The organism is Hylemonella sp. P2_B10, assembly GCF_056404875.1.
In genome coordinates this window covers 214,704-234,404 of sequence record NZ_JBFUDE010000001.1, presented here as the reverse complement: position 1 = coordinate 234,404, position 19,701 = coordinate 214,704, and the positions used below count along the sequence as shown (strand labels likewise).

Annotated in this window: 17 protein-coding genes; 8 read left to right on the top strand and 9 right to left on the bottom strand. The window is 65.0% G+C overall.

Annotation, left to right across the window (positions count from 1 at the left end; all coding sequences use genetic code 11):
* Window positions 1-29 precede the first annotated feature (29 nt).
* Together AC1DX2_RS01115 and AC1DX2_RS01110 are read right to left on the bottom strand one after the other, a co-directional pair.
* Window positions 30-710, bottom strand: a complete 681-nt coding sequence (locus AC1DX2_RS01115) for an SIMPL domain-containing protein (RefSeq protein ID WP_477195737.1) — start codon at window positions 708-710, stop codon at window positions 30-32.
* A gap of 89 nt (window positions 711-799) precedes the next feature.
* Window positions 800-1,117 carry a hypothetical protein gene (locus AC1DX2_RS01110; RefSeq protein ID WP_477194437.1) on the bottom strand — a complete coding sequence of 106 codons (318 nt, stop codon included), beginning with the start codon at window positions 1,115-1,117 and terminating at the stop codon, window positions 800-802.
* Between the two features lie 169 nt (window positions 1,118-1,286).
* On the opposite strand from AC1DX2_RS01110, the gene ompR reads away from it, so the two are divergent.
* From ompR to AC1DX2_RS01095, 3 genes are read left to right on the top strand one after another with little or no spacing between them, the layout of a single operon-like run.
* Window positions 1,287-2,018: an osmolarity response regulator transcription factor OmpR gene (ompR, locus tag AC1DX2_RS01105; RefSeq protein ID WP_477194436.1), complete on the top strand. Its 732-nt coding sequence runs from the start codon at window positions 1,287-1,289 to the stop codon at window positions 2,016-2,018.
* A gap of 8 nt (window positions 2,019-2,026) precedes the next feature.
* Window positions 2,027-3,436 (top strand): sensor histidine kinase, encoded by a 1,410-nt coding sequence (locus tag AC1DX2_RS01100; protein ID WP_477194435.1) that lies wholly within the window; start codon window positions 2,027-2,029, stop codon window positions 3,434-3,436.
* An 18-nt stretch (window positions 3,437-3,454) separates the two neighbouring features.
* Window positions 3,455-3,817, top strand: a complete 363-nt coding sequence (locus tag AC1DX2_RS01095) for a VOC family protein (RefSeq protein WP_477194434.1) — start codon at window positions 3,455-3,457, stop codon at window positions 3,815-3,817.
* 36 nt (window positions 3,818-3,853) lie between these two features.
* Here AC1DX2_RS01095 and ispF read toward each other — a convergent pair whose 3' ends face one another.
* Together ispF and ispD are read right to left on the bottom strand one after the other, a co-directional pair.
* The gene (gene ispF / locus AC1DX2_RS01090) at window positions 3,854-4,327 is read right to left on the bottom strand and encodes a 2-C-methyl-D-erythritol 2,4-cyclodiphosphate synthase (protein ID WP_477194433.1); all 474 of its coding nucleotides are present in this window, start codon (window positions 4,325-4,327) and stop codon (window positions 3,854-3,856) included.
* Entirely contained in the window at window positions 4,324-5,088 is a 765-nt protein-coding gene (ispD, locus tag AC1DX2_RS01085) for a 2-C-methyl-D-erythritol 4-phosphate cytidylyltransferase (protein ID WP_477194432.1), read from the bottom strand. Before ispD ends, ispF begins: the two co-directional genes overlap by 4 nt.
* A gap of 172 nt (window positions 5,089-5,260) precedes the next feature.
* On the opposite strand from ispD, the gene mfd reads away from it, so the two are divergent.
* From mfd to AC1DX2_RS01060, 5 genes are all read left to right on the top strand, one after another.
* On the top strand, window positions 5,261-8,743 hold the full coding sequence (gene mfd, locus AC1DX2_RS01080) for a transcription-repair coupling factor (RefSeq protein ID WP_477194431.1): 3,483 nt from the start codon (window positions 5,261-5,263) through the stop codon (window positions 8,741-8,743).
* Window positions 8,740-9,456, top strand: a complete 717-nt coding sequence (serB, locus tag AC1DX2_RS01075) for a phosphoserine phosphatase SerB (protein ID WP_477194430.1) — start codon at window positions 8,740-8,742, stop codon at window positions 9,454-9,456. The genes mfd and serB overlap by 4 nt, the downstream gene beginning before the upstream one ends.
* A gap of 247 nt (window positions 9,457-9,703) precedes the next feature.
* The gene (locus AC1DX2_RS01070; RefSeq protein WP_477194429.1) at window positions 9,704-11,626 is read left to right on the top strand and encodes a PrkA family serine protein kinase; all 1,923 of its coding nucleotides are present in this window, start codon (window positions 9,704-9,706) and stop codon (window positions 11,624-11,626) included.
* Window positions 11,627-11,644: 18 nt separating this feature from the next.
* Entirely contained in the window at window positions 11,645-12,928 is a 1,284-nt protein-coding gene (locus tag AC1DX2_RS01065) for a YeaH/YhbH family protein (protein ID WP_477194428.1), read from the top strand.
* A gap of 11 nt (window positions 12,929-12,939) precedes the next feature.
* Window positions 12,940-14,490, top strand: a complete 1,551-nt coding sequence (locus AC1DX2_RS01060; RefSeq protein WP_477194427.1) for a SpoVR family protein — start codon at window positions 12,940-12,942, stop codon at window positions 14,488-14,490.
* A gap of 341 nt (window positions 14,491-14,831) precedes the next feature.
* Here AC1DX2_RS01060 and AC1DX2_RS01055 read toward each other — a convergent pair whose 3' ends face one another.
* The 5 genes from AC1DX2_RS01055 to cysS all read right to left on the bottom strand — a co-directional run bounded on the left by AC1DX2_RS01055 (window position 14,832) and on the right by cysS (window position 19,656).
* Window positions 14,832-15,497: a DsbA family oxidoreductase gene (locus AC1DX2_RS01055; RefSeq protein WP_477194426.1), complete on the bottom strand. Its 666-nt coding sequence runs from the start codon at window positions 15,495-15,497 to the stop codon at window positions 14,832-14,834.
* A 58-nt stretch (window positions 15,498-15,555) separates the two neighbouring features.
* Window positions 15,556-16,947: a putative bifunctional diguanylate cyclase/phosphodiesterase gene (locus AC1DX2_RS01050; RefSeq protein ID WP_477194425.1), complete on the bottom strand. Its 1,392-nt coding sequence runs from the start codon at window positions 16,945-16,947 to the stop codon at window positions 15,556-15,558.
* A gap of 142 nt (window positions 16,948-17,089) precedes the next feature.
* Complete coding sequence (locus AC1DX2_RS01045) at window positions 17,090-17,485, bottom strand: RidA family protein (protein ID WP_477194424.1); 396 nt, start codon at window positions 17,483-17,485, stop codon at window positions 17,090-17,092.
* A 26-nt stretch (window positions 17,486-17,511) separates the two neighbouring features.
* Window positions 17,512-18,252: an AsmA family protein gene (locus tag AC1DX2_RS01040; protein WP_477194423.1), complete on the bottom strand. Its 741-nt coding sequence runs from the start codon at window positions 18,250-18,252 to the stop codon at window positions 17,512-17,514.
* A 3-nt stretch (window positions 18,253-18,255) separates the two neighbouring features.
* Window positions 18,256-19,656, bottom strand: coding sequence for a cysteine--tRNA ligase (cysS, locus tag AC1DX2_RS01035; RefSeq protein WP_477194422.1), 1,401 nt, complete (start codon window positions 19,654-19,656; stop codon window positions 18,256-18,258).
* Between the last annotated feature and the right edge of the window lie 45 nt (window positions 19,657-19,701).

Sequence of the window (19,701 nt, the reverse complement as noted above, 5' to 3'; positions counted from 1 at the left end):
GCAACGCGGGGCCAGAACAGGCAGGGGTGTTATTTCAGCAGCACGCTGCCGCTGACGGTGGTGCTGACGGTGGCCTTGCCGGCTTCCACCGGAATGGCCGATTCGGACATGGAGATGTCGGCCTTCATGGTCAAGAGGCGCGGGCGTGGCACCGGCATGGTCTGGTCGCTGGCACTCACGGCCACCTGTCCCAGCGTGTAGCCGGCAAAGCCGAAGCTCTTGGCGATGTCGTCCGCCTTGGCCTTGAAACGCTCGATCGCAGCAGCCTGCGTCTCGGTCTCCACCTTGGCGCGCTGCTCGCGGCTCAGGCTGAAGGCGATGTTGCCCATGGTCAGGGTGGTGATCTTGCCGGCGGTGGCGCTGATGCGGGCGAAGTCCCGCCCCTCCATCACCAACTCGATGGTGCCGGACCAGCCACTGATCTTGCCGTCGCGCCCGTAGCGCGGCGCCAGGCTGAAGTTGCCGGTGCGCACCTCCAGCTGGCCGGGCTGGGCGGCTTTCCTGGCCTCTGCCAGCGCAGCGTCCATGGCGGTTTTCAGCTGGGTCTGGATCAGGTTGGCGTCGGCACCGTCGCGGCTGGTGTTCAGGCTCAGGCTCAGCCAGTCTTGCGCCACGTCTTGCGCGGCGGTGGCGGACAGTTGCACCTGGTTGCGTTCCTGCGAACGGGTGCGGTCCTGGGCCAGTGCGGGGGGAGCGGAAAGCGAGGCCAGCGTGGCCAGAGCGACTGAGACAACAGATGCCGGTACGGCGAATCGCCGGGAAACAGAAATCAAAACAAGCCTTTCAACATTCAAAAAAATCAGCCGCCCTTGCCCTGGCGTTCCATCTGCTGCTGGCGCAGTTGCTGGCGCAGCTCCATGCGTTCGCTGGGTGTCAGGTGTTTGTTGTTTTCGCCCTGCTGTTGCTCGGGCGCTCGCTTGGACAGCAAGGCGGCGCGCAGGTCGGCACGGCGCTGGGCCTGCTGCTCACGCACCGAGGGTTCCACCGGCTTTTGCTCTTTCAGCATCTCACGGCGGGCGGCCTGGCGTTGGGTTTTTTCCGGGTGCGCGGGATTACCCTGCGCCCAGACACCGGGCAGCAGCAACAGCAGCGAGAAAGCGATCACCATGTTCTTCATCTTGTCACCCCAACGGCAGCCCACAGGCCCCGGTGCACATTGTGGGATTTAACCAGGCAACAGTCTGCGCAACATTTGTAACATTATGAAAAACAGACGCAAAAAGCGTCTCAGGTGATGCATCCGCGCGTCAAAATGGTTCTGTTACAAATTCACCCCTCCCTGAACCATGACCACAAATACAAGCAAGACCGACAAGATCCTGGTGGTTGATGACGACGCCCGCATCCGCGACCTGCTGCGCCGCTACCTGACCCAGGAAGGGTTTGAAGTCATCCTGGCGGAGGACGGCAAATCCATGAACCGCCTGATGCTGCGCGAAACCGCCGACCTGATCGTGCTGGACCTGATGATGCCGGGCGAAGACGGCCTGTCGATCTGCCGCCGCCTGCGCGCGGCCAACGACACCACCCCCATCATCATGCTGACGGCCAAGGGCGAGGAGATCGACCGCATCGTCGGCCTGGAGGTGGGTGCCGACGACTACCTGGGCAAGCCCTTCAACCCACGCGAGCTGCTGGCTCGCATCCACGCCGTGCTGCGCCGCCGCCCGGCCCAGGAGGCGCCGGGAGCGCCGTCCAGCGACAACGAGGTGGTGAGCTTTGGCCCCTTCAGTTTTGACTTGGGCGCGCGCACACTGCGCAAGAACGACGTCGAACTGCCGCTGACCACGGGCGAGTTTTCCATGCTGAAGGTGCTGGTGCGCCACCCGCGCCAGCCGCTGTCGCGCGAAAAGCTGGCCCAGCTGGCGCGCGGCCGCGAGTTTGAGCCGTTTGACCGCAGCCTGGACGTGCAGGTGTCACGCCTGCGCAAGCTGGTGGAGGCCGACGCCGCCTCGCCACGCTATATACAGACGGTGTGGGGCGTGGGCTACGTGTTCGTGCCCGACGCCGCCAGCTGACCCCCTTCTTGGCCAAAGACAGCGTCTTACCCTTTGACAGCAGCGCCCCCGCGCCGCTGGAAGGGCCTGCGGCCGTGCTGGGGAGACGCCGCGGCGCGGGCCTGAGCCTGTTCTGGCGCACCTTCTTCCTGCTCGGGCTGCTGCTGATTGGCAGCATCCTGGCCTGGCTGCAAACGTTGCGCTCGCTGGAATTCGAGCCGCGCGCCATCCAGACGGCACAGCAGATCGCCTCGCTGGTCAACCTCTCGCGCGCAGCGCTGGTGCACGCCGACGCCATCGCCCGGGTGTCGCTGATCAAGACCATGAGCGAGCAGGAGAGCGTGCGCATCATGCCGCGCGAGCCCACCGACGTGTTTCAGCCGCACAACGAGGACGCGCTGGCGCGCCGCGTGACGCAGGAGCTGACCGCCCGCCTGGGGCCGGAAACCGTGGTGGCGGCCAGCGTCAACAAGCAAGAAGGCCTGTGGGTGGGCTTTGTCATTGATGGTGACGCCTATTGGTTCCTGACCGACCGCGAGCGCTTCAACCCGGCCGGCAGCAAGACCTGGATGGCCTGGCTGCTGGTGGCGGCCGCCCTGTCGCTGGCCGGCTCGGCGCTGATCGCCGGGCTGATCAACCGGCCGCTGAAAGAACTGTCGTTTGCCGCCAGCCGGGTGCGCGACGGCGACTTCAACGCCAGCCGGCTGGACGAGACGGTCAGCACCAGCGAGATACGCGAGGTCAACATCGGCTTCAACCGCATGGCGCAAAAGCTGGCCAAGATAGAGCAGGACCGCGCGCTGATGCTGGCCGGCATCTCGCACGACCTGCGCACGCCGCTGGCGCGCCTGCGGCTGGAGACCGAGCTGAGCGTGGCCGACGTGGACGCGCGCGACCACATGTCGGCCGACATCACGCAGCTGGACGCCATCATCGACAAGTTCCTGGACTATGCGCGGCCCGACCACATCGAGCTACACAGCGTGCCGTTGCGCGAGATCGTGGACGCCTGCGTGTACGCGGTGCGCGACCATGCGGACATCCGCATCAAGCTCAGCATGCACGAAAACCTGATGGTGCGGGCCGACCCGGTGGAGCTGCGCCGGGTGATCTCCAACCTGCTGGAAAACGCCCGCAGGTACGGCAAGACGGCCGACACCGGCGTGGCCGAGGTCAGCATTGCGGCCATTGCGCGCGACAAATGGGTGTTGATCAAGCTGCGTGACCACGGCCTGGGCGTGAGCCCGGACCAGCTGGCCAACCTGACACAGCCGTTTTACCGCGGCGAGGCCGCCCGCACCGCCGCCAACGGCGCCGGCCTGGGCCTGGCCATCGTGGACAAGACCATCAGCCGCATGGGCGGCACCTTCGCGCTGGCCAACAGCCGCTCGGGCGGGCTGGCGGCGCACATCAAGCTGCAGCGGGCGACGAAGCTTTGAACGGCAAGGAGCAACGGCATGATTGACCACATCAGCATCCGCGTGGCGGACTACGACAAGAGCAAACGCTTTTATGCGCAGGCGCTGGCGCCTTTGGGCTACACGCTGCTGATGGAAAGCGCTTCGGGCGCCGGCTTTCGCAAGGAATTCATCCCGGACTTCTGGATCAAGCCAGGCGAACCCAGCCCGGGCATCCATATCGCATTTGCCAGTGCCGACCGGGCAGCGGTCGATGCGTTCTACCACGCGGCCATTGCCGCCGGCGCGACGGACAACGGCCCGCCGGGCCTGCGAGCGCACTACCACCCGTCGTACTACGGCGCATTTGTGCGCGACCCCGACGGCTACAACATTGAAGCCGTTTGCCACCAGCCGCAGTGAGCGTGCGGCCTGGCGGCCACTGTCACGTCAACGCCGTCAGCAGAGCAGCACCACGGCGCGCGCCTCTATGCCCTCGCCCTGCCCTATGGGCCCCAGCTTTTCGGCCGTCTTGGCCTTGACGTTGACCTGACCCAGCTCCAGGCCCAGCGCGGCGGCAATGCATTCGCGCATGCCGGCAATGTGCGGCGCCAGGCGCGGCGCCTGGGCGATGACGGTGCTGTCGATGTTGCCGATCTGGTAGCCCTGCGCGCGCACGCGACGGGCGGCCTCTGCCAACAGCACTTTGGAATCCGCGCCTTTGAACTGCGGGTCGGTATCAGGAAAGTGCTTGCCAATGTCACCCAAAGCGGCTGCACCCAGCAACGCATCAGTGATGGCGTGCAGCAGCACGTCGGCATCGGAATGGCCCAGCAGGCCCAGGTGGTAGGGGATCTCCACCCCGCCAATGATGAGCTTGCGGCCGGCCACCAGTTGGTGCACGTCCCAGCCCTCGCCTATCCTGAAATTCATGCTTGTTGCTCCTTGGGGGCCTGGCGGGCTGTCAGCACGGCCTGGGCCAGCGCGAAGTCCTCGGGGTAGGTGACCTTGAAATTCTGCGCGCTGCCGGCCACCAGCTTGGGGTTCAGGCCCATGGCTTCGATGGCGCTGGCTTCATCCGTCACCTGGGCGCCGCTGAATTCCTGCGCTTCGGTCAGCGCCTGCGCCAGCTGTGCCAGGCGGAACATCTGCGGCGTCTGCGCCAGCCACTTGTCCGCGCGGTCCAATGTGGCGGCCACGCGGCCATCGCGTTCGCTCTTCAGCGTGTCGGGCAGTTTGAGGGCCAGCAGGCCGCCCACCGGGTCGTCCAGGCAGGCGTCGATCAGCGCGTCGATTTGCGCCGGTGTCACCAGGCAGCGGGCGGCGTCATGCACCAGCACCCAGTCGCCCTCACCCGCGCCCAGCGTACGCAAATGGACCAGGCCATTGGCCACGCTGTGGGCCCGGCTGGCACCGCCCACGGCCGCCACCTGGAAGGTGGGCGTGTCGGGCGCGGCGAAAAAGCCGTTGAAAAAGTCGTCGCCCGGCGCCACCACCACCAGCGTGCCGGCCAGGCGCGACACGGCTGCAAAGGCGGCCAGCGTGTGCAGCACCAGCGGCTCTCCAGCCACGATCTGGTATTGCTTGGCGAGTGCGGGCGGTTGGCCCGGCGACAGCGCCCGGCTGCCGGAGCCGGCGCACGGGATCAGGGCCCACAGGCGCGGTGTGCTGGAAACAGGTTGGGTGAACGTCATGGGTGGTTCGCTATTCTAGATAGCACGGTTGTCATACGAGGGTTTTAAGGGCTGGCTAAAATCCCAGGCAGACAACCTGTGCACCCCCCGCTTTGTGAAGCGAGGGGTGTTTGCCATTGGTGCGCCGCTTCCGCCGTGTTGTTGGCACACATCTTGAGAGTTCGTTGGACCCATGGATTTACCCAAACTGCAACCGGGCAAGCGCTTCACGCTGCCACGCCCGCCCGGCTCGGCCGATGCGCTGCTGCTGGCGCGCCTGGGCGAGCGCGAAAAGGCGGCAGGCAGGCTGACCGCCATCGTCACCGCGAACGCCAGCGACGCCCAGCGCCTGCTGGACGAGATGGCGCTGTTCGCACCGGATCTGCGCACTGCCCTGTTCCCGGACTGGGAAACCCTGCCCTACGATAGCTTCTCGCCGCACCAGGACCTGATCAGCGAGCGGCTGGCCACGCTGTGGCGCATCAACCAGCGCGACAAGGACACCGGGGCGGACGTGGTCATCATCCCCGCCACCACGGCGCTGTACCGGCTGGCGCCGCCCAGCTTCCTGGCCGGCTACACCTTCCAGTTCAAGGCCAAGCAGAAGCTCAACGAGGCCAAGCTGAAGGCACAGCTGACGCTGGCCGGCTACAGCCACGTGACGCAGGTGGTGAGTCCGGGCGAATACGCGGTGCGCGGCGGCCTGATCGACCTGTTCCCCATGGGCTCGCCGGTGCCCTACCGGGTGGACCTGTTTGACGACGAGATCGACTCCATCCGCACCTTCGACCCCGACAGCCAGCGCAGCCTGTACCCGGTGCCCGAGGTGCGGCTGCTGCCGGGCCGCGAATTCCCGATGGACGACGAGGCGCGCGCGCGTTTTCGCAATCGCTGGCGCGAGCTGCTGGAAGGTGACCCAACCAAGAGCCGCATCTACAAGGACATGGGTGCTGGCGTGGCCACGGCCGGCATCGAGTACTACCTGCCGCTGTTCTTCGAGGAGACGGCAACGGTGTTCGACTACCTGGGGCTGGATGCCACCGTGGTGCTGCACGGCAACCTGGAGCCGGCCTTCCAGCGCTTCTGGCAGGACACCAAGGACCGTTACCGCCTGGTGCAGGGCGACAAGGAGCGCCCGGCGCTGCCGCCCGAGGCGCTGTTTTTGGGTACGGAGCAGTTCTACGCCCGCGCCAACCAGCATGCGCAGCTGGCGCTGAAGGCAGAGGCTGAAGAAGGCACCCCGTATGCCGAATTTGACGCCCTGCCGCCCATGGCCGTGGTGCGCGGCGCCGACGACCCGCTGGCCAGCCTGAAGGCTCATGCCCGCAACACCCAGCACCGCATCCTGGTGCTGGCCGAGAGCGAAGGGCGGCGCGAAAGCCTGCTGGACTTCTTGCGCGCCAGCCAGCTGAACCCGCCGGCGTTTGATTCGCTGCAGGAATTCCTGGCCAGCAACGAGCCACTGGGCATTGCCACCTCCACGCTGAACACCGGCTTCAGCTGGCTGGAGCAAGGGGTGGACTTCGTCACCGAGACCGAACTGTTCGCCACCGCGCCCACCGCGCGCCGGCGCAAGAAGCAGGAGCAGGTCAGCGACGTGGAGGCGCTGATCAAGGACCTGAGCGAACTCAACGTCGGCGACCCGGTGGTGCACTCGGCCCATGGCATTGGCCGCTACCGGGGCCTGATCAACCTGGACATTGGCAATCTGCAGGCCGACGGTGAACCGGCCTTGCAAGAGTTCCTGCACCTGGAGTACGCCGACAAGGCCACGCTGTACGTGCCGGTGAGCCAGCTGCACTTGATCAGCCGCTACACCGGTGTCAGCGCCGACGAGGCGCCGCTGCACAAGCTGGGTTCGGGCCAGTGGGAAAAGGCCAAGCGCAAGGCCGCCGAGCAGGTGCGGGACTCGGCCGCCGAGCTGCTGAACATTTATGCCCGCCGCGCCGCCCGCGAAGGCCACGCCTTCCGCTACTCGGCGGCGGACTACGAGACCTTTGCCAACGACTTCGGCTTTGACGAAACCGCCGACCAGCGCGCCGCCATCCACGCCGTCATCCAGGACATGATCAGCCCGCGCCCCATGGACCGCCTGGTGTGCGGCGACGTCGGCTTTGGCAAGACCGAGGTGGCGCTGCGCGCCGCCTTCATCGCCATCACCGGCGGCAAGCAGGTGGCCTTTCTGGCGCCCACCACGCTGCTGGCCGAGCAGCACTACCAGACACTGGTGGACCGCTTCGGCAAATGGCCGGTGAAGGTGGCGGAGATGAGCCGCTTCCGCTCGGCCAAGGAAATCACCACGGCCATGAAGGGCATTGCCGACGGCAGCGTGGACATCGTGGTGGGCACGCACAAGCTGCTGAGCCAGGACACGAAGTTCAAGAACCTGGGCCTGCTGATCATCGACGAGGAGCACCGCTTCGGTGTGCGCCACAAGGAGGCCATGAAGGCGCTGCGCGCCGAGGTGGATGTGCTGACTCTTACCGCCACGCCTATTCCGCGGACGTTGGGGATGGCGCTCGAGGGCCTGCGGGACTTGAGCGTGATCGCCACCGCGCCACAGCGGCGGCTGGCCATCAAGACCTTTGTGCGCAATGAAGGAAATGGCGTTATCAGAGAAGCTGTCTTGCGCGAACTGAAACGCGGCGGCCAGGTGTACTTCCTGCACAACGAGGTGGAGACGATAGAAAACCGCCGCGCCAAGCTGGAAGAGCTGTTGCCCGAGGCGCGCATCGCCGTGGCCCACGGCCAGATGCCCGAGCGCGAGCTGGAGCGGGTGATGCGCGACTTTGTGGCCCAGCGCTACAACCTGCTGCTGTGCTCCACCATCATCGAGACCGGCATCGACGTGCCCACCGCCAACACCATCGTCATCAGTCGGGCCGACAAGTTCGGCCTGGCGCAGCTGCACCAGCTGCGCGGCCGCGTGGGCCGCAGCCACCACCAGGCCTACGCCTACCTGATGGTGCCCGACACGCAGGGCCTGACCAAACAGGCCGGCCAGCGGCTGGAAGCCATCCAGCAGATGGAAGAGCTGGGCTCGGGCTTTTACCTCGCCATGCACGACCTGGAAATCCGCGGTGCAGGCGAGGTGCTGGGCGAGAACCAGAGCGGCAACATGCTGGAGGTGGGTTTCCAGCTGTACAACGAGATGCTGGCCGAAGCGGTGCGCAGCCTGAAGGCCGGCAAGGAGCCAGACCTGCTGTCGCCCTTGAGCGTGGTGACCGACATCAACCTGCACGCCCCCGCCCTGCTGCCCAACGACTACTGCGGCGACGTGCACCTGCGCCTGAGCTTTTACAAGAAGCTGGCCACCGCCAAGACCACCGACCAGGTGGACGCGCTGCTGGAAGAAATCGTCGACCGCTTTGGCAAGCTGCCACCACAGGCGCAGACGCTGGTGGACGTGCACCGCCTGCGCGTCATCGCCAAGGCGTATGGCGTGGTGAAGGTGGATGCCTCACCGGCGCTGATCACCATCACTTTCAAGAAAAACCCGCCCGTGGATTCCATGCGCATCATCTCCCTGATACAGAAGAACCGCCACATCAAGCTGGCGGGCAACGAAAAGCTGCGCATAGAGCGCGAACTGCCGCAGGCGCGCGACCGCGCGCAGATGGTGCGCGACGTGCTCAAATCCCTGGGCCAGCCACTGGCGGAGGTGGCCACGGCATGAGCAACGCACCCAACGCCATCCCGCTGGGCTTGTCCATCCAGCGCTTCACACCCCCGTTGCGGCTGGCGGATTTCAAGCTGATCGCGTTTGACATGGACTCGACGCTGATCAACATCGAATGCATTGACGAGATCGCTGCCGCCGTGGGCCGCAAGGCGCAGGTGGCCGCCATCACCGAGGCGGCCATGCGCGGCGAGATCACCGACTTCAAGGACAGCCTGCGCCGCCGCCTGGCGCTGCTGGCCGGCGTCACCGAAGCCGATCTGCTGCAGGTGTATGAGCAGCGGCTTCAGCTGAACCCGGGCGCCACCGAGCTGGTGCAGGCCTGCAAACGCGCCGGCATGAAGGTGCTGCTGGTCAGCGGCGGCTTCACCTTCTTCACCGACCGTGTGCGCGACCTGCTGGGCATAGACTACACGCGCTCCAACCAGTTGGAGATCGTGGGCGGCCAGTTGACGGGCCGGCTGGTGCCGCAGGCCTGGGGCGAGATTTGCGATGGCATTGAGAAGCGCCGCATGCTGCTGCAAGTGTGCGACCAGCTGCAGGCCACGCCCAGCCAGGCCATTGCGGTGGGCGACGGTGCCAACGACCTGCCGATGATGGCGGTGGCCGGCCTGTCGGTGGCCTACCACGCCAAACCCAAGGTGCGCGAGCAGGCCATGCTGGCCATCAACACCGGCGGCCTGGACAGGCTGCTGGAAGTGGTGCGCTGACGGCGCCGCAACGAAAAGTAAATCCCCCACCCTGCCTGGCTCGCGCGGTCAACGCCCGGGCATGGTCTGCCGTTCTATTGTGTACCAGGGTTTGCAAGCCTGCAACCGCTGTTGCATCGCCCCCAAAACTTGTGGTGGAGAACCTTTTTCCGGCGGAAAGGTCTATGATGAAAGTGCACTGAAGAAGAGTCCCTGATCACCGGGACCGAGACAACAGCGTCGTTCACTCTCAACAGGAGAAACAAGCATGTCCATCTTCGCCCGCTACCAAGGCCGCTTTGATGCGTCCAAGGAAGAGGAAATGTCCATCCAGGAGTACCTGGACCTGTGCAAGCGGGACCGCACCGCTTACGCCAGCGTGGCCGAGCGCATGCTGATGGCCATTGGCGAACCCGAGCTGATCGACACCCGCACCGACACCCGCCTGTCGCGCATCTTCGCCAACAAGATGCTGCGCCGCTACCCGGCCTTCAAAGACCTGTATGGCATGGAGGACGTGATCGAGAACATCGTCTCGTACTTCCGCCATGCCGCCCAAGGCCTGGAGGAAAAGAAGCAGATCCTCTACCTGCTGGGCCCGGTGGGCGGCGGCAAGTCCACGCTGGCGGAGAAGCTGAAGTACCTGATAGAGCGCGTGCCGTTCTACGCCATCAAGGGCTCGCCGGTGCACGAGTCGCCGCTGGGCCTGTTCAACCCGCTGGAAGACGGCGACCTGCTGGAAGAAGACTACGGCATCCCGCGCCGCTACCTGAACACCATCATGAGCCCGTGGGCGGTGAAGCGGCTGCAGGAGTTTGGCGGCGACATCACCAAGTTCCGCGTCGTCAAGCAGCGCCCCAGCGTGCTGTCGCAACTGGCGGTGGCCAAGACCGAGCCAGGCGACGAGAACAACCAGGACATCTCCTCGCTGGTGGGCAAGATCGACATCCGCAAGCTCGAGAACTACTCGCAGGACGACCCCGACGCCTACTCGTATTCCGGTGGCCTGTGCCTGGCCAACCGCGGTGTGCTGGAGTTCGTCGAGATGTTCAAGGCACCCATCAAGGTGCTGCACCCGCTGCTCACCGCCACGCAGGAGGGCAACTACAAGGGCACCGAGGGCTTTGGCGCGATACCGTTTGACGGCCTGGTGCTGGCGCACTCGAACGAGGCCGAGTGGCTGTCGTTCAAGAACAACCGCAACAACGAGGCCTTCCTGGACCGCATCTACATCGTCAAGGTGCCGTATTCGCTGCGCGTGTCTGACGAGATTCAGATCTACGAAAAGCTGGTCGAGCATTCGTCGCTGACACAAGCGCCCTGCGCGCCCGACACGCTGCGCATGCTGTCGCAGTTCTCGGTGCTGTCACGCCTGAAGGAGCCGGAGAACTCCAGCATATTCGCCAAGATGCGCGTCTATGACGGCGACAACCTGAAAGACACCGACCCGAAGGCCAAGAGCTACCAGGAATACCGCGACTTCGCCGGTGTGGACGAGGGCATGACCGGCCTGTCCACCCGCTTTGCGTTCAAGATCCTGTCGCGCGTGTTCAACTTCGACCATCGCGAGGTGGCAGCCAACCCGGTGCACCTGATGTATGTGCTGGAGCAGCAGATCGAGCAGGAGCAGTACCCGCCCGAGGTGGAAGAGAAATACCTGCGCTACATCAAAGAGTATCTGTCACCACGCTACGCCGAGTTCATCGGCAAAGAGATTCAGACCGCCTACCTGGAGAGCTATTCCGAATACGGCCAGAACATCTTCGACCGCTACGTCACCTATGCCGACTTCTGGATTCAGGACCAGGAATACCGCGACACCAACACCGGCGAGATGCTGGACCGCGCGGCGCTGAACGACGAGCTGGAGAAGATAGAAAAGCCCGCCGGCATCTCCAACCCGAAAGATTTCCGCAACGAGGTGGTCAACTTCGTGCTGCGCGCGCGCGCCAAGAACGACGGCCACAACCCGAGCTGGACGTCTTACGAGAAGCTGCGCACGGTGATCGAAAAGAAGATGTTCTCCAACACCGAGGAACTGCTGCCGGTGATCTCCTTCAACGCCAAGGCCAGCGCAGACGAGCAGAAGAAGCACAAGGACTTCGTCGACCGCATGACGGCCAAGGGCTACACAGAAAAACAGGTGCGCCTACTTTGCGAATGGTATCTGCGGGTACGCAAGTCCTCGTGAGTCCAACCCGGAGGCTGCATGACGGTACGCATTGTTGACCGCCGCTACGACAGCAAGAACAAGAGCTCGGTCAACCGCGGCCGCTTCATCAAGCGCTTCAAGGGCCAGATCCGCAAGGCGGTGACGGACGCCATCAACAAGCGCGGCGTGCGCGACCTGGCCGAGGGCGACAAGATAGGCATACCGGCCAAGGACATCGCTGAGCCCATGTTCGAGCACGGCGAAGGCGGTGTGTGGGAAATCGTCAACCCCGGCAACGACCGCTACAACAGCGGCGACACCATGGACCGCCCCCAGGGTGGCGGCGGGGGTGGCATGGGCTCGGGCCAGGCCAGCAAGGACGGCGAAGGGCTGGACGACTTCGTCTTCACGCTGACGCGCGATGAGTTCATGGACATCTTCTTCGACGAACTGGCACTGCCCAACATGGTCAAGCACCAGCTGGCGCGCATAGAGCAGTACAAGAGCCAGCGCGCCGGCTACACCCAAAGCGGCGTGCCCACCAACATCAACCTGGGCCGCACCATGCGCGGCGCGGCGCAGCGGCGCATTGCCATAGGCGGGCCCTACAGCGCGAAGCTGCGCACGCTGGAGAAAGAGCTGGTGGATCGGCTGAAGGCGCTGCCCGAGAGCGACGTGTCCGCCGACCCCGAGATCAAGCGCCTGCGGCGCGAGATCGCCACGCTGCGCGCCAAGCTGGAGGCCATGCCCTTCATCGACACGTTTGATCTGCGCTACAACAACCGCATCAAGGTGCCCCGCCCCACCACACAGGCGGTGATGTTCTGCCTGCTGGACGTTTCCGGCTCCATGGACGAGGGCCGCAAGAACGTGGCCAAGCGCTTCTTCATGCTGTTGTACCTGTTCCTGAACCGCAACTACGAGCGCATTGACGTCGTCTTCATCCGCCACCACACGGTGGCCACCGAGGTGGACGAGGACGATTTTTTCACCTCGCGCGAAAGCGGCGGCACGGTGGTTTCCAGCGCGCTGGTGCTGATGAAAGACATCATCGCCGCGCGCTACCCCAGCGGCCTGTGGAACATCTATGGCGCCCAGGCCTCGGACGGCGACAACTGGCATGACGACTCACCACTGTGCCGTGAACTGCTGGAAAACAGCCTGCTCTCGCTGGTGCAATATTTCGCTTACATCGAGATCACCGACGGCCCGCCGCAAAACCTGTGGACCGAGTACGAGAAGCTGCAAAGCACCCACCCGGGCCACTTCGCCATGCAGCGCATCGCCCAGGTGACGGACATCTACCCGGTGTTTCGCGAGCTGTTCAAGCGCCGCGCCTGAGATTTCTGGCCATGAACGCCCCGTCCGACTTCGTCCCCAGCACCACACGGCGCATCGCGCCGCTGCCCACCGGCTCGGAGTGGACCTTTGAGGCCATTGCCGCCTACGACGAGGCCATAGGCCTGATCGCGCAGGACTACGGGCTGGACTGCTACCGCCACCAGGTGGAGGTGATCAGCGCCGAGCAGATGATGGACGCGTATGCATCGATAGGCATGCCGGTGTATTACCACCACTGGTCGTTCGGCAAGCATTTCCTGGCCACCGAGAGCCGCTACCGGCGCGGCCAGATGGGTCTGGCGTATGAGATCGTCATCAATTCGGACCCCTGCATCGCCTACCTGATGGACGAGAACACGCTGCCCATGCAGGCGCTAGTGATCGCCCACGCGGCCTACGGGCACAACTCGTTCTTCAAGGGCAACCACCTGTTCAAGCAGTGGACCAGTGCCGACGCCATCATCGACTACCTGGTGTTCGCGCGCCACCAGATCGCCCAGTTCGAAGAGCAGTACGGCGCCGAACCGGTGGAGCGGCTGCTGGATGCCTGCCACGCGCTGGTCAACCTGGGGGTGGACCGCTACAAGCGCGCCGGCAAGCTGTCGCTGGAGAAGGAAAAGCTGCGCCAGCGCGACCGCGAAGCCTACCAGCAGCAGCAGGTGAACGACCTGTGGCGCACGCTGCCGCCACGCCTGGAGCAGGAAAAGCCCGAGGAGGAGCAGCGCTTTCCCAGGGAGGCGGAGGAAAACCTGCTGTATTTCGTCGAGAAGCACGCGCCGCTGCTGGAGCCCTGGCAGCGCGAGGTGGTGCGCATCGTGCGCAAGATCGGCCAATACTTCTACCCGCAGCGCCAGACCCAGGTGATGAACGAGGGTTGGGCCACCTACTGGCATTACACGCTGCTGAACACCTTGTACGATGCCGGTGGCCTGTCAGACGGCTTCATGATGGAGTTCTTGCAGTCGCACACCAATGTGGTGTACCAGCCGCCGTACAACAGCAAATACTATTCGGGCATCAACCCCTATGCGCTGGGCTTTGCGATGTGGCGCGACATACGCCGCATCTGCGAGCACCCGGACGACGAAGACCGCGCCTGGTTCCCCGACATCGCCGGCAGCAACTGGCGCGCCACCTTCGATTTCGCGATGCAGAACTTCAAGGACGAAAGTTTCATCGCCCAGTACCTGTCGCCCAAGCTGATGCGCGAATTCCGCCTGTTCTCGGTGCTGGACGACGACAGCCGCGACAAGCTGCAGGTGCAGGCCATCCATGACGACACCGGTTACCGCGCGCTGCGCCAACAGTTGTCCGAGCAATACGACCTGGGCAGCCGCGAGCCCAACATCCAGGTCTGGAACGTGGACCTGCGCGGCGACCGCTCGCTGACGCTGCGCCACTTTGCCCACAAGCGCCGTCCGCTGGGCGACACCCTGGACACCGTGATGGGCCACATGGCCTATCTGTGGGGCTTCACCGTGCGCATGGAGCGCCAGGACCACACCGGCAAGGTGGAGCAGGTGGCCGAGAAGAAGAGCGAGAAGCGGATGCGCAAGGCCTGACCGCTCTAGCTGAGTGTCCAACTCCGTTCGGGCTGAACCTGTCGAAGCCGCTAGATTTGCGCTGGAACCGCGATGTTGGTTTGGTGATCAGGCCGCCGCGCCGCTCAGCTCCGCGGCTGTCCCCCGGCCTGCGGCCTCCTCCTTGATGCCGCTGCGCTGAACGCCACGACGACCTGATCCTGCGAACGTCGTCTGAGTGCGGTGTTCCCGCATTCAAGCGTTGCGCGTACCAATTGACCCGATGTCGCTGGGGCGCGTGGCGGAGCGGAATCAAGGGGGAGGCCGAAGGCCGGAGGACATCCGCGTAGCCACGCGCCCCAGCGGCGTCGGCAGCTACAGACCTATTGCCCCAGTGGCTCAGCAGCCGCAATCTGCCGCAGCGCCTGCTCAAACACCTCAGGCGGCTGGCCGCCTGAGATCAGGTGGCGGTCATTGATGATGACGGCGGGCACGGCGTGGATGCCGTTGTTCAGGTAGAACTGCTCGCGCTCGCGCACCTCGGCGGCGTACTCGTCGCTGGCCAGGATGGCCGCGGCGCGGGTCTTGTCCAGGCCAGCTTTGCCGACCGCGCCCAGCAGCACCTCGTGCGACTCGGGGCTGAGGCCCTCAGTGAAGTAGGCACTGAGCAGGGCTTCCTTCAAGGCACGTTGCTTGTCGGCGCCCTCCAGCTCGGCCCAGTGCAGCAGGCGATGGGCGTCGAAGGTGTTGTAGATACGGCTGCGCTTTTCCATGCGGAAGTCAAAGCCCACCGCCGCGCCGCGCGCGCGGATGTTCTCGCGGGCGCCGGCGGCCTGGGTGGGGGTGGAACCGTACTTTTTGTGCAAATGCTCGTCGATGTCCTCACCGCCCGGGGCCATGCCGGGGTTCAGCTCGAAGGGCTGAAAATGGATGTTGGCCTCGATGTCGCCGGCCACGCGGCCCAAGGCCTGGTCCAGGGACTTCAGGCCGATGGCGCACCAGGGGCAGGAGACGTCGGAAACGAAATCGATTTTCAGGGCAGTGGTCATGGTGGCTGGCAGATGGGTCCGCCACCCTGCGCTTTCAAGCGCCCCTCACACCGAGGGATCAGGCGACGTGCGAAGCCGCCAAGTAAACCACATTCGGTTTGACCCGGCTCTGCACATAGGCTTGCAGTTCTGTGGCAGGCAGGGGCTTGCTGAACAGGTCACCCTGGAAGCTGTGGCAGCCGTTGTCGGCCAGGAAAGCCTTCTGCCCCTCGGTCTCCACGCCTTCGGCGATCACGGCGAAGCCCAGGTTCTGCCCCAGCGACACCACGGTGCGGGCGATGGCGGCGTCGTGCGGGTTGGTCAGCACGTCGCGCACAAAGGCCTTGTCGATCTTCAACTGGTCCAGCGGCAGGCGTTTCAGGTAACTCAGCGACGAGTAGCCGGTGCCGAAGTCGTCCAGCGAGAAGCCCACGCCATGGCCCTTGAGCGTGCTCATCTTGCCGATGATGTCTTCGATGTCGTTGACCAGCATGCTCTCGGTCAGCTCCAGCTTCAGCTTGTGGCGCGGCGCGCCGCTGCGCTCCAGGACGGCCAGCGTCTGGGCAACGAACTCGGACTGGCCGAACTGCTGCGCGCTGACGTTGACCGACACCGTCAGGTGCGCCATCTCCGGCTGGCGTGCCCAGGCAGCCAATTGCGTGCAGGCCATGTCCAGCACCTGGCGGCCCAGCGGCAAGATCAGGCCGGTGGATTCGGCCAGGCCGATGAAATGGTCCGGTGGCACCATGCCGCGCGTGGGGTGCTGCCAGCGCAACAGCGCCTCGGCGCCGGTGATGGCCCCGGTCTCGGTCACCTGTGGCTGGTAATGCAGCTGGAACTGCCGGCTGCCCACGGCCTTGCGCAAGTCCACCTCCAGCACGCTGCGCTCGTTGACATCGGCCCGCATGATGTGCAGCAACAGGTACAGGATGGCCAAGGCCGACAGGTTGTTGAACCAGGTGCCTGGCACCCGCACGCTGTCGGGCAGGCCGTAGCCACTGGCCGCACCGATGACGCCACTGCTGGCGAAGTAAAAGAAAGCCAGCAGGAACAGCACCGGAACACCGTGGCGCAGCAGCGGGCGGTCGTCACGAAACAACAGAAAGGACGACACCGCCAGCACCAAGAAGAAATGGTGCATGGAGCGCGGCGCGGCGGCGCTGGGCACGTCCAACAGCGCCGAAATGGCCCCCAGCACCACGAACAGGCTGCCCAGCAGCAACAGCGAAGCGGCCCGGGTATGGTGCCGCCGTGTCAGTTGCAGGCCGACCAGGCCAGTGACCACCAGCGCGGCGTCCAGTGCCATGGTCAGCCAATCGCTGCGGGCGCCGAACACGATGGCCCAGCCAGCGCCCAGCAGCATCAGCCCCACGCTGCCACACAACAGCATGCGCTTGACGCGCCGCCGGTGGGTGGCACCGTTGTCGGCGCGGAACAAGCCGGCGCTGGAAACTTCGTTGTCTGGGGTCATTGCCTGGCGTCACGAAATGGCACATGGTGGGCCAACACCCCTTCCGGAGGGACCCGGGACCATTATGTGAGGCAGGCCGACGCGCAAGCCAGTGAAATAGTACCGCTTTGAGCGGTTAATTACGTGCAGGGGGCCTGTCGCGCTACGTATTTGAGAGCGTGGAACGCCTGGCGGTGACCTCGATCTCGATCAGCATGCGCGGGTCGGCCAGGCCGGCCGAGATCATGGTGGCGGCCGGCCGCACCTCGCCGAAGTACTTGCGCAGCGTTGGCCAGCACTGGCTGAAATCACCGCCATGGGGCAGGATGTAGCGCACCCGCACCACGTCGGCCAGGCTGGCCTGGGCCTGGGCCAGCGCGGCTTCGATGTTCTTCAGGCACTGCTCGGTCTGCTCGACAAGGTCGTCCGAGATGGTCATGCGGCTGTAGTCAAAGCCGGTGGTGCCGGAGACGAACACCCAGTCGCCGTCCACCACCGCGCGCGAGTAGCCAATCTCGGCCTCGAAGCTGGAGCCGGAACTGATCAATTGCCTGGCCATCTGCACTCTCCTTTGAATTCAGGTGTTCACTTGCCGAACAAGCCCTTGAGCTTGTCGCCGGCCGATTGGGCGCCACCCTTCAAGCCGTCCACCGCGCCGCCCAGGTTCACGCCGCCTGCCGCGCGGCCCAGGCTTTGCGACAGGGCGGTGAGGATCTGGCGGGTGGCTTCGTCCATGGTGGCGCCGTTGGATTTGCGGCCTATGCCGTTCAGATGCAGGTCGGGCAGCGCCACGCTCACGGTGCTGCCGCCCAACAGCGGGTGGCTGAGGCTGGCCTTGCACTCGCGCAGCAGCACATGGTCGATGACGAATTTGCGGCTCGGCGGTTTGCCGCCGCCGGGCTCCTTGGTGCCGGCCAGGTGGGCCGCCACGTAGCTGTTCACATTGAGCAGCAGCGCGTCGAAGTTCGAGCCACCCGGGCCTTTTTCGTAAATGATGTCGGGCTTGGTGATGACCAGCTCCTTGATCACCACCACGTCAGACGTCAACGAGGCCACATCCAGCGTGGCCTTGACGTCGTCCAGCACCAGCACGTGGTCGGCCTTGAAACCCTTGGGGCTGCCCAGCTTCAGGCCCTGCAGCGTCGCCCTGCCCTCGGCCGGCACAATCTTCACGCCGCCCAATTTGACGTTCACGCCGGTGATGTCAGGCCCAAAGCTGCGTATGGCCGAAGCCACCAGGCTGTCCATGGAGCGGTAGGCCCACCAGATGCCGCCGCCCACGGCCAGCACGATCAGCAGCAGCCCGCCCAGCAACAGCTTCTTCATGGCTCAGCCTCCCCGGGCAGCGGCCACCGCGTTCAGCGTGAAGCCGTCCTTGCCGTCTTTCATCTCCCAGCCGCTGGCCAGCAACTGCTGGCGCAGCTGGTCGGCCTGGGTCCAGTCCTTGGCCTGCTTGGCGGCCCAGCGCGCATCGGCCAGCGCCTGCACGTCCGCCGGCACCGCCTGCGCCTTGGGCTGCCAGTCGGCCAGTTGCAGGCCCAGCGCCTGGTCAAACCAAAGCAGCGTGGCACGTTTGATAGCGGGGGCCAGATCGGCCTTCAGCGTTTCCCACATCACCGCCAGCGCCTGTGGGAAGTTCAGGTCTTCGTTCAGCCGGGCCAGGAAGGCGCCGCTGCGCGCAGCATCCGGCGTGCCCTCGCCCGCATCGCGCAGCGCATAGACGGCGTTGCGCAGGCGCTCCAGCGCGGTGCTGGCGGCGTCCAGCGCGTCCCAGCTGAAATTCAGCTGCGAGCGGTAGTGTGCCGTCAGGCACAGGTAGCGGTAGGCCAGCGGGTCGTAGCCCTTGTCCACCAGCAACTGCACGCGCAGGAACTCGCCGGCCGACTTGCTCATCTTCGCCGCATCCTGCGTCAGCAGGAAGTGCCCGTGCATCCAGAAGTTCGCCAGCCGGGTGCCGTAGGCAGCCTCGGTCTGCGAAATCTCGTTCGGGTGGTGCACGGTGATGTGGTCTTCGCCGCCGCAGTGGATGTCGAAGAATGCGCCCAGGTACTTGTGCGCCATCGCCGAGCATTCGATGTGCCAGCCCGGAAAGCCCCGGCCCCAGGGCGCATCCCATTCCATCTGGCGCTTGTCCTCGGGCTTGGAGAATTTCCACAGCGCGTAGTCGGTCACATGGCGCTTCTCGCCCTGCTCCACGCGGGCGCCGGCCTGCAGGCCTTCTTTGTCCAGCCGGCCCAGGTAGCCGTAATCGGGCTGTTTGCCGGTGTCGAAGTAGACGCCGTCGGAGGTGGTGTAGGTGAAGCCGGCTTTTTCGATGCGCTCGATGAAGGCAATCTGCTCGGGGATGTGGTCGGTGGCCTTGCACAGCGTGCTGGGCATGGGCATGCCCAAGGCGCCCAGGTCCTGCACAAAGGCTTCGGTGTACAGCTGGGCGATGTCCCAGGCGCTCTGGCCGGTACGGCGCGAGCCCTTTTCCATCTTGTCCTCGCCCTCGTCACCGTCGGACACCAGGTGGCCCACATCGGTGATGTTCATCACGTGGTTGACCTTCAGGCCGTTGAGCTTGAGCACGCGTTTCAGGCCGTCCTCGAACAGGAAGGTGCGGTAGTTGCCGATGTGCTGGTAGTCGTACACCGTGGGGCCGCAGGTGTACAGGCTGACCTCACCGGGCTGCTGGGGTTGGAATTCGCGCACCGAGCGCGTCCAGGTGTCGTAAAAGTGAATGGGCATGGATGGGTGCAAAGGCCGGGCCGGCACCCATTATTGACGCCGGCG

Excerpts from the sequence above, each read along its gene's own strand:
- AC1DX2_RS01040 (WP_477194423.1), bottom strand. The coding sequence starts at position 18,252 with ATGAAGAAGCTGTTGCTGGGCGGGCTGCTGCTGATCGTGCTGGCCGTG.
- ispF (WP_477194433.1), bottom strand. The coding sequence starts at position 4,327 with ATGAATTTCAGGATAGGCGAGGGCTGGGACGTGCACCAACTGGTGGCC.
- AC1DX2_RS01065 (WP_477194428.1), top strand. The coding sequence starts at position 11,645 with ATGACGGTACGCATTGTTGACCGCCGCTACGACAGCAAGAACAAGAGC.
- AC1DX2_RS01070 (WP_477194429.1), top strand. The coding sequence starts at position 9,704 with ATGTCCATCTTCGCCCGCTACCAAGGCCGCTTTGATGCGTCCAAGGAA.
- AC1DX2_RS01055 (WP_477194426.1), bottom strand. The coding sequence starts at position 15,497 with ATGACCACTGCCCTGAAAATCGATTTCGTTTCCGACGTCTCCTGCCCC.
- ompR (WP_477194436.1), top strand. The coding sequence starts at position 1,287 with ATGACCACAAATACAAGCAAGACCGACAAGATCCTGGTGGTTGATGAC.
- mfd (WP_477194431.1), top strand. The coding sequence starts at position 5,261 with ATGGATTTACCCAAACTGCAACCGGGCAAGCGCTTCACGCTGCCACGC.
- cysS (WP_477194422.1), bottom strand. The coding sequence starts at position 19,656 with ATGCCCATTCACTTTTACGACACCTGGACGCGCTCGGTGCGCGAATTC.
- AC1DX2_RS01095 (WP_477194434.1), top strand. The coding sequence starts at position 3,455 with ATGATTGACCACATCAGCATCCGCGTGGCGGACTACGACAAGAGCAAA.
- AC1DX2_RS01045 (WP_477194424.1), bottom strand. The coding sequence starts at position 17,485 with ATGGCCAGGCAATTGATCAGTTCCGGCTCCAGCTTCGAGGCCGAGATT.
- AC1DX2_RS01110 (WP_477194437.1), bottom strand. The coding sequence starts at position 1,117 with ATGAAGAACATGGTGATCGCTTTCTCGCTGCTGTTGCTGCTGCCCGGT.
- ispD (WP_477194432.1), bottom strand. The coding sequence starts at position 5,088 with ATGACGTTCACCCAACCTGTTTCCAGCACACCGCGCCTGTGGGCCCTG.
- serB (WP_477194430.1), top strand. The coding sequence starts at position 8,740 with ATGAGCAACGCACCCAACGCCATCCCGCTGGGCTTGTCCATCCAGCGC.
- AC1DX2_RS01050 (WP_477194425.1), bottom strand. The coding sequence starts at position 16,947 with ATGACCCCAGACAACGAAGTTTCCAGCGCCGGCTTGTTCCGCGCCGAC.
- AC1DX2_RS01060 (WP_477194427.1), top strand. The coding sequence starts at position 12,940 with ATGAACGCCCCGTCCGACTTCGTCCCCAGCACCACACGGCGCATCGCG.